Here is a 5,510-nt window from a genome sequence, read left to right as displayed (position 1 = left end):
CGAAACCTCGTGAATGTCGGTATCCTGTCTGGCAGGATACCGCTCATTTCCCTTGTTCAGTTCATCGCCGTCGCCGAGCATCTGAATTTTCGGCATGCGGCCAAGGCACTTGGTATCAGCCAGGTGATCGTTGTCCGGTGTGCGCTCCTGATCGGCGTTCGGCGTCTCGCGGTCGCGGTAGCAGTGCTGCAACGCAGCCGCCACCGTGCCCATGCTGTTGAGCTTCTTCGCCCTCATGATCGCAAACGCCATCCGTCCCCCGGCGCAACTGTCACGCCCCCGGCGTAACTGTCACGCCCCCCCGGCGTAACTGTCACGAACCCCCGGCGTAACTGTCACGCCCCTAAACCTGCAAACCCAGGAAGGGGGGGAGCTGGTGGGGTGTTGGAAAAATCCATCCATGATTATCCAAGAATAATCCACTAGGCGCGGTTAACAGCGCCCTAGTGGGGCACTGTTTGCCCTTGCTTAAAATGCCGGCCAGAGGCCGGATAACTTCTCTATCCGCTGCGCTAGGCTACACACCGGCCCCACCCGCTGCGCGGCAGGGGGAAAGGCGGGCAAAGCCCGCTAAACCCCATACCAAATCCCGCGGGAATACGCTGGAGCGATTTTAGCCGCTTTAGCGGCCTTTTCCCTACCCGAAGGGTGGGGGCGGTGTGCAGCCCCGAAGGGGCCATTCAGGGGCCATTCTGACCGCTTTGCGCTTGGCTATCCTTGCGGCTCCGGCTGACCATGCTCCTGTGGCTGCTGTTTCTGCTTGGGTGGAAGTCCGAACAGTGCCCGATCATGGTCGCGCTCTAGGTAGCTGTCCAACCCATCGAGCAGGCGCTGTTCTGGCCACTCGCCGTTTTCAACTTTGCCGAGTATCCATGCACCTACCAGCACTTTGCGCCGGGTGTTTTCCTTGCGCTTTTGCTGCTGCTCCCGTGCTCTGATCCGTTGGATCTCGGCGTTGATTCGTGCCCGTTGTTCTTCCAGCTTGGCGAGCCGTTCCGCTGTTTTTGCCATTTTGATAATCCTCTTGGTTATGTGCTTGTCATTATGCTATCATCGGAGCACAGACACCGCAAACCCCGACCGTCATTTTACGGGAGGGCGCACTTACCGGTTTCTCTTCAAGAAACTGCCCTGGGGGCACCCCTTCGGGGCTGTGCGCTCTCCGAGGGCCATTGCATGGAGCTAAACCCCTATGGCCATCTATCACCTTACGGCCAAGACCGGCAGCCGGAACGGCGGCCAATCGGCCAAGGCGAAAGCCGATTACATCCAGCGGGAGGGCCGTTACTCCCGCGACCGTGAAGAGGTGCTGCACACCCAGTCCGGCCACCTGCCCGAGTGGGCCGAGCGTCCCGCCGACTACTGGGACGGTGCCGACCTGTACGAGCGGGCCAACGGTCGCTTATTCAAAGAGATTGAGTTTGCCCTGCCGGTCGAACTGACCCTAGATCAGCAGCGGGAGCTGGTGGACGAATTCGCCCGGCATCTGACTGAGGGCGAGCGCCTGCCGTATACGCTGGCCATCCATGCCGGTAACGGTGAGAACCCCCATTGCCACTTGATGATCTCCGAGCGGAAGAACGACGGTATCGAGCGCCCGGCTGACCAGTGGTTTAAGCGGTACAACGGCAAACAGCCAGAGCGGGGCGGGGCGCAGAAGTCCGAGAGCCTGAAGCCCAAGGCATGGCTTGAGCAGACCCGCGAGGCATGGAGCCACTACGCCAACCGCGCCCTTGAACAGGCCGGGCACGAGGCCCGCATTGACCATCGCACCCTTGAGGCGCAGGGCATTGAGCGCTTGCCGGGCATCCATCTTGGCCCTAACGTGGTGGAGATGGAGAGCCGGGGCATCCGCACCGAGAGGGCCGATATCGCCCTAGCCATCGACACGGCCAACGGCCAGATCATCGACTTACAAGAATACCGGGAGGTTATCGAGCATGAGCGCGATAGACAGAGTGAGGAAATCCAGAGGGATCAACGAGTTAGCGGCAGAGATAGAGCCGCTGGCCCAGAGCATGGCGACACTGGCGGACGAAGCCCGGCAGCGGATCGCCGAGGTACAGCAGGCCAGCGAGGAGCAGGCCGCGAGCTGGACGAGCCAGCAACAGCAAGCCATGAGCGCATGGCGGCAGGCAGCAAAGGACATGAGGGCAGCCGCAGGGGAACTGGCCAAGGCCGGCCAGACGGCCCGGAGCGCCGCCCGTGGCTGGACATGGAGGTTGTGGGCCGGGGTCTTGATCGCTTCCGTGATGCCTATTCTGGCGCTGCTGATCGCATCATGGCTTTGGCTGGAGCCGCAAATCATCGAGCAACAGGGGAGCATATGGCTGATTTTCAAGCTCAAGTGAAAGGTGACCGCACCGCGCAAGCCATCGCCCGGCAGCTCAAGGCCATGGGCTGCGACCGGTACGACATCGGCATACGGGATGCCGCCAGCGGCAAGATGATGAACCGGGAATGGACACCGCAGGAAGTGCAGCAGAACGCCGCCTGGCTCAAGCGCATGAATGCCCAGGGCAACGATATTTACATTCGCCCCGCCGAGCAGGCCCGGCATGGTCTGGTGCTAGTTGACGACCTCAGCAGCGACGATCTGGACGCCATGAAGCAGGAGGGCCGGGAGCCTGCCGCCATCATCGAGACCAGCCTCAAGAATTATCAGGCATGGGTGAAGGTGGCTCAGGATGCCCCAGCAGATCATAGGGGCGTAATCGCCCGGAAGCTGGCCCGGGAGTATGACGCCGACCCGGCAAGCGCCGACAGCCGTCACTATGGCCGTCTGGCAGGCTTTACCAACCGCAAGGACAAGTACACCAGCCGCACCGGCTATCAGCCGTGGGTGCTGTGCCGGGAGTCCAGCGGCAAGAGTGCCACCGCAGGGCCGGAGCTGATGCAGCAGGCCGGGCAGGTGTTGGACAGCATCGAGCGCCGACAGGAACGGACGGCACGACTGGCCGAGATCACCGCCCCGCAGAGTGTGCGTCGGTATCGCCGCAGCGTCGTGGACGACTACCGCAGCGAAATGGCCGGGCTGGTCAAGCGGTACGGTGATGACCTCAGCAAGTGCGACTTCATCGCGGCCATGAAGCTGGCCAGCAAGGGCCGGGAGCCGGACGAGATCAGCAAGGCCATGGCCGAGGCTAGCCCCGCTATCATGGAGCGCAAGGCGGGCCATGAGGCCGATTACATCAAGCGTACGGTGCAGAAGGTGATGGAGCTTCCGCAGGTGCAGGAGGCCCGCGCCGAGCTGGCGAAGCAGACCCAGAAGCAGCGCAGCAAGGGGCCAGATTTAAGCATGTAATGCTTGTTTTGATAAAACAAAACTGCTATATTGTCAAAACAATTTGACTTTATAGTAGGATTAAAAAATGGATATAGGAAAGGCAAAAGAGTATTTTGGGCTTGGATTGATTCAGGGTGCCGTGGTGAGATCGTCAAGTGTTCTGCATAACGGGTGGACTATCGAGCTGAGCGGCAACATTGGCAGCGCACAACCTACCTTACACACCGCCAGAGGTGATGTGCGGCAGTTCAAGACACTGGATGCGGCGGCCAAGGTCGTGCGAGAAATTGGGCTGCGAGAGTGGCGTGTTATCACTGACTAGGCGGCGCATGGCGGGGATGCCCCGCCAGCGCCTGACCATCAACCGCCTGCAAAGGAGGCAAACCAATGGCTACTCATAAGCCTATCGATATTCTGGCGAGCTTCACAGAGTTACCGCCGCCGATTGACTACGTACTGCCCAACATGGTGGCCGGTACCGTGGGGGCGCTGGTGTCCCCCGGTGGGGCCGGCAAGTCCATGCTGGTTCTACAGCTGGCCGCACAGATCGCAGGCGGCCCCGACCTGCTGGACGTGGGAGAGCTGCCCACCGGCCCGGTGATCTACTTGCCCGCCGAAGACCCGCCCACCGCTATACATCACCGCCTGCACGCATTGGGGGCGCACCTGACCGACGAGCAACGGCAAGTCGTGGCTGACGGTCTGCTAATCCAGCCGCTGATCGGCAGCCTGCCCAATATCATGGCCCCGGAGTGGTTCGACGGCCTCAAGCGCGCCGCCGAGGGCCGCCGCCTGATGGTGTTGGATACGCTGCGTCGGTTCCATATCGAGGAAGAGAACGCCAGTGGCCCCATGGCGCAGGTGATTGGCCGCATGGAGGCCATCGCCGCCGATACCGGGTGTTCTATCGTGTTCCTGCACCATGCCAGCAAGGGCGCGGCCATGATGGGCGCAGGCGACCAGCAGCAGGCCAGCCGGGGATCGTCCGTGCTGGTGGATAACATCCGCTGGCAGTCCTACCTGTCCGGCATGACGGCCGCCGAGGCCGAGGAATGGGGCGTGGACGACTCACAGCGGCCCTATTTCGTCCGCTTTGGTGTCAGCAAGGCCAACTATGGGGTGCCGTTCAAAGACCGCTGGTTCAGGCGGCATGACGGCGGGGTGCTCAAACCCGCCGTGCTGGAAAAGCAGCGCAAAAGCAAGGGGGTGCGCCGTGGTGAAGCCTAAGAACAAGTACAGTCTCAGCCACGTCCGGCACGACCCGGCGCACTGTCTGGCTCCCGGCCTGTTCCGTGCCCTCAAGCGGGGCGAGCGCAAGCGCAGCAAGCTGGACGTGACGTATGACTACGGCGACGGCAAGCGGATCGAGTTCAAGGGGCCGGAGCCGCTGGGTGCTGATGATCTGCGCATCCTGCAAGGGCTGGTGGCAATGGCTGGGCCTAATGGCCTAGTGCTTAGCCCAGAACCCAAGACCGAAGGCGGGCAGCAGCTCCGGTTGTTCTTGGAACCCAAGTGGGAGGCCGTTACCGCTGATGCCATGGTGGTTAAGGGCAGCTATCGGGCGCTGGCCCGTGAAATCGGGTATGCAGAGGATGGCGGCAGCCAGTTCAAGGCAATCCGGGAGTGCATTGAGCGCCTGTGGACAGTCTCCATCATCGCCCAAAATGGCCGCAAGCGGCAGGGGTTCCGGCTGCTTGCCGAGTACGCCAGCGACGAGGCAGGCGGGCGTCTGTACGTGGCCCTGAACCCCTTAATTGCTCAGGCCGTCATGGGTGGTGGCCAGCATGTGCGCATCAGCATGGACGAGGTGCGAGCGCTGGACAGCGAAGCGGCCCGCCTGCTGCATCAGCGCCTGTGTGGCTGGATCGACCCCGGCAAGACCGGCAAGGCGGCCATAGATACCCTGTGCGGCTATGTCTGGCCGTCAGAGGCCAGTGGTTCGACCATGCGCAAGCGCCGCCAGCGGGTGCGCGAGGCGTTGCCGGAGCTGGTTGCGCTGGGCTGGACGGTAACCGAGTTCGCGGCGGGCAAGTACGACATCACCCGGCCCAAGGCGGCAGGCTGACCCCCTGTTTAACAGTCACGCCCCTCCCCCTCCGCACTGTCAGATTGCTACCAGCTCAAGACGCCGTACCGGGACGGCACCACGCACGTCATTTTCGAACCATTGGATTTCATTGCAAGGCTGGCCGCCCTGGTACCGAAGCCCAGAGTCAACCTAACC

At 62.1% G+C, this 5,510-nt stretch carries 6 protein-coding genes and 3 pseudogenes; 7 read left to right on the top strand and 2 right to left on the bottom strand.

Going from position 1 to position 5,510, the window contains the following annotated elements; all coding sequences use genetic code 11:
- Nucleotides 1-252: pseudogene (locus FTV31_RS17630) on the bottom strand (plasmid recombination protein); the annotation flags it as partial.
- A gap of 459 nt (nucleotides 253-711) precedes the next feature.
- Nucleotides 712-1,011, bottom strand: coding sequence for a hypothetical protein (locus FTV31_RS15320; RefSeq protein ID WP_010904468.1), 300 nt, complete (start codon nucleotides 1,009-1,011; stop codon nucleotides 712-714).
- Between the two features lie 181 nt (nucleotides 1,012-1,192).
- Here FTV31_RS15320 and FTV31_RS17425 point away from each other — a divergent pair.
- The 7 genes and pseudogenes from FTV31_RS17425 to FTV31_RS15295 form a co-directional block, all read left to right on the top strand.
- Nucleotides 1,193-1,834 (top strand): annotated as a pseudogene (locus tag FTV31_RS17425) (MobA/MobL family protein); the annotation flags it as partial.
- 106 nt (nucleotides 1,835-1,940) lie between these two features.
- Nucleotides 1,941-2,351: an IncQ-type mobilization protein MobB gene (locus tag FTV31_RS17420; RefSeq protein WP_010895877.1), complete on the top strand. Its 411-nt coding sequence runs from the start codon at nucleotides 1,941-1,943 to the stop codon at nucleotides 2,349-2,351.
- Nucleotides 2,282-3,304 (top strand): DNA-primase RepB domain-containing protein, encoded by a 1,023-nt coding sequence (locus FTV31_RS17415; RefSeq protein ID WP_306669421.1) that lies wholly within the window; start codon nucleotides 2,282-2,284, stop codon nucleotides 3,302-3,304. The genes FTV31_RS17420 and FTV31_RS17415 overlap by 70 nt, the downstream gene beginning before the upstream one ends.
- A gap of 67 nt (nucleotides 3,305-3,371) precedes the next feature.
- Nucleotides 3,372-3,608 (top strand): hypothetical protein, encoded by a 237-nt coding sequence (locus FTV31_RS15310; RefSeq protein ID WP_010895879.1) that lies wholly within the window; start codon nucleotides 3,372-3,374, stop codon nucleotides 3,606-3,608.
- A 65-nt stretch (nucleotides 3,609-3,673) separates the two neighbouring features.
- Nucleotides 3,674-4,513 (top strand): helicase RepA family protein, encoded by an 840-nt coding sequence (locus tag FTV31_RS15305; RefSeq protein ID WP_172688719.1) that lies wholly within the window; start codon nucleotides 3,674-3,676, stop codon nucleotides 4,511-4,513.
- Nucleotides 4,500-5,351, top strand: coding sequence for a replication protein C, IncQ-type (gene repC, locus FTV31_RS15300; protein WP_010895881.1), 852 nt, complete (start codon nucleotides 4,500-4,502; stop codon nucleotides 5,349-5,351). The genes FTV31_RS15305 and repC overlap by 14 nt, the downstream gene beginning before the upstream one ends.
- 48 nt (nucleotides 5,352-5,399) lie before the next feature.
- Nucleotides 5,400-5,510: pseudogene (locus FTV31_RS15295) on the top strand (transposase); the annotation flags it as partial.

It is taken from the genome of Acinetobacter sp. YH16031 (genome assembly GCF_013417335.1).
Taxonomy (GTDB): domain Bacteria; phylum Pseudomonadota; class Gammaproteobacteria; order Pseudomonadales; family Moraxellaceae; genus Acinetobacter.
The sequence above is the reverse complement of the archived record's forward strand: the minus strand, read 5'-3'. Positions and strand labels throughout refer to the sequence as shown.

Excerpts from the sequence above, each read along its gene's own strand:
- FTV31_RS15320 (WP_010904468.1), bottom strand. The coding sequence starts at position 1,011 with ATGGCAAAAACAGCGGAACGGCTCGCCAAGCTGGAAGAACAACGGGCA.
- FTV31_RS17420 (WP_010895877.1), top strand. The coding sequence starts at position 1,941 with ATGAGCGCGATAGACAGAGTGAGGAAATCCAGAGGGATCAACGAGTTA.
- FTV31_RS15305 (WP_172688719.1), top strand. The coding sequence starts at position 3,674 with ATGGCTACTCATAAGCCTATCGATATTCTGGCGAGCTTCACAGAGTTA.
- FTV31_RS15310 (WP_010895879.1), top strand. The coding sequence starts at position 3,372 with ATGGATATAGGAAAGGCAAAAGAGTATTTTGGGCTTGGATTGATTCAG.
- FTV31_RS17415 (WP_306669421.1), top strand. The coding sequence starts at position 2,282 with ATGGCTTTGGCTGGAGCCGCAAATCATCGAGCAACAGGGGAGCATATG.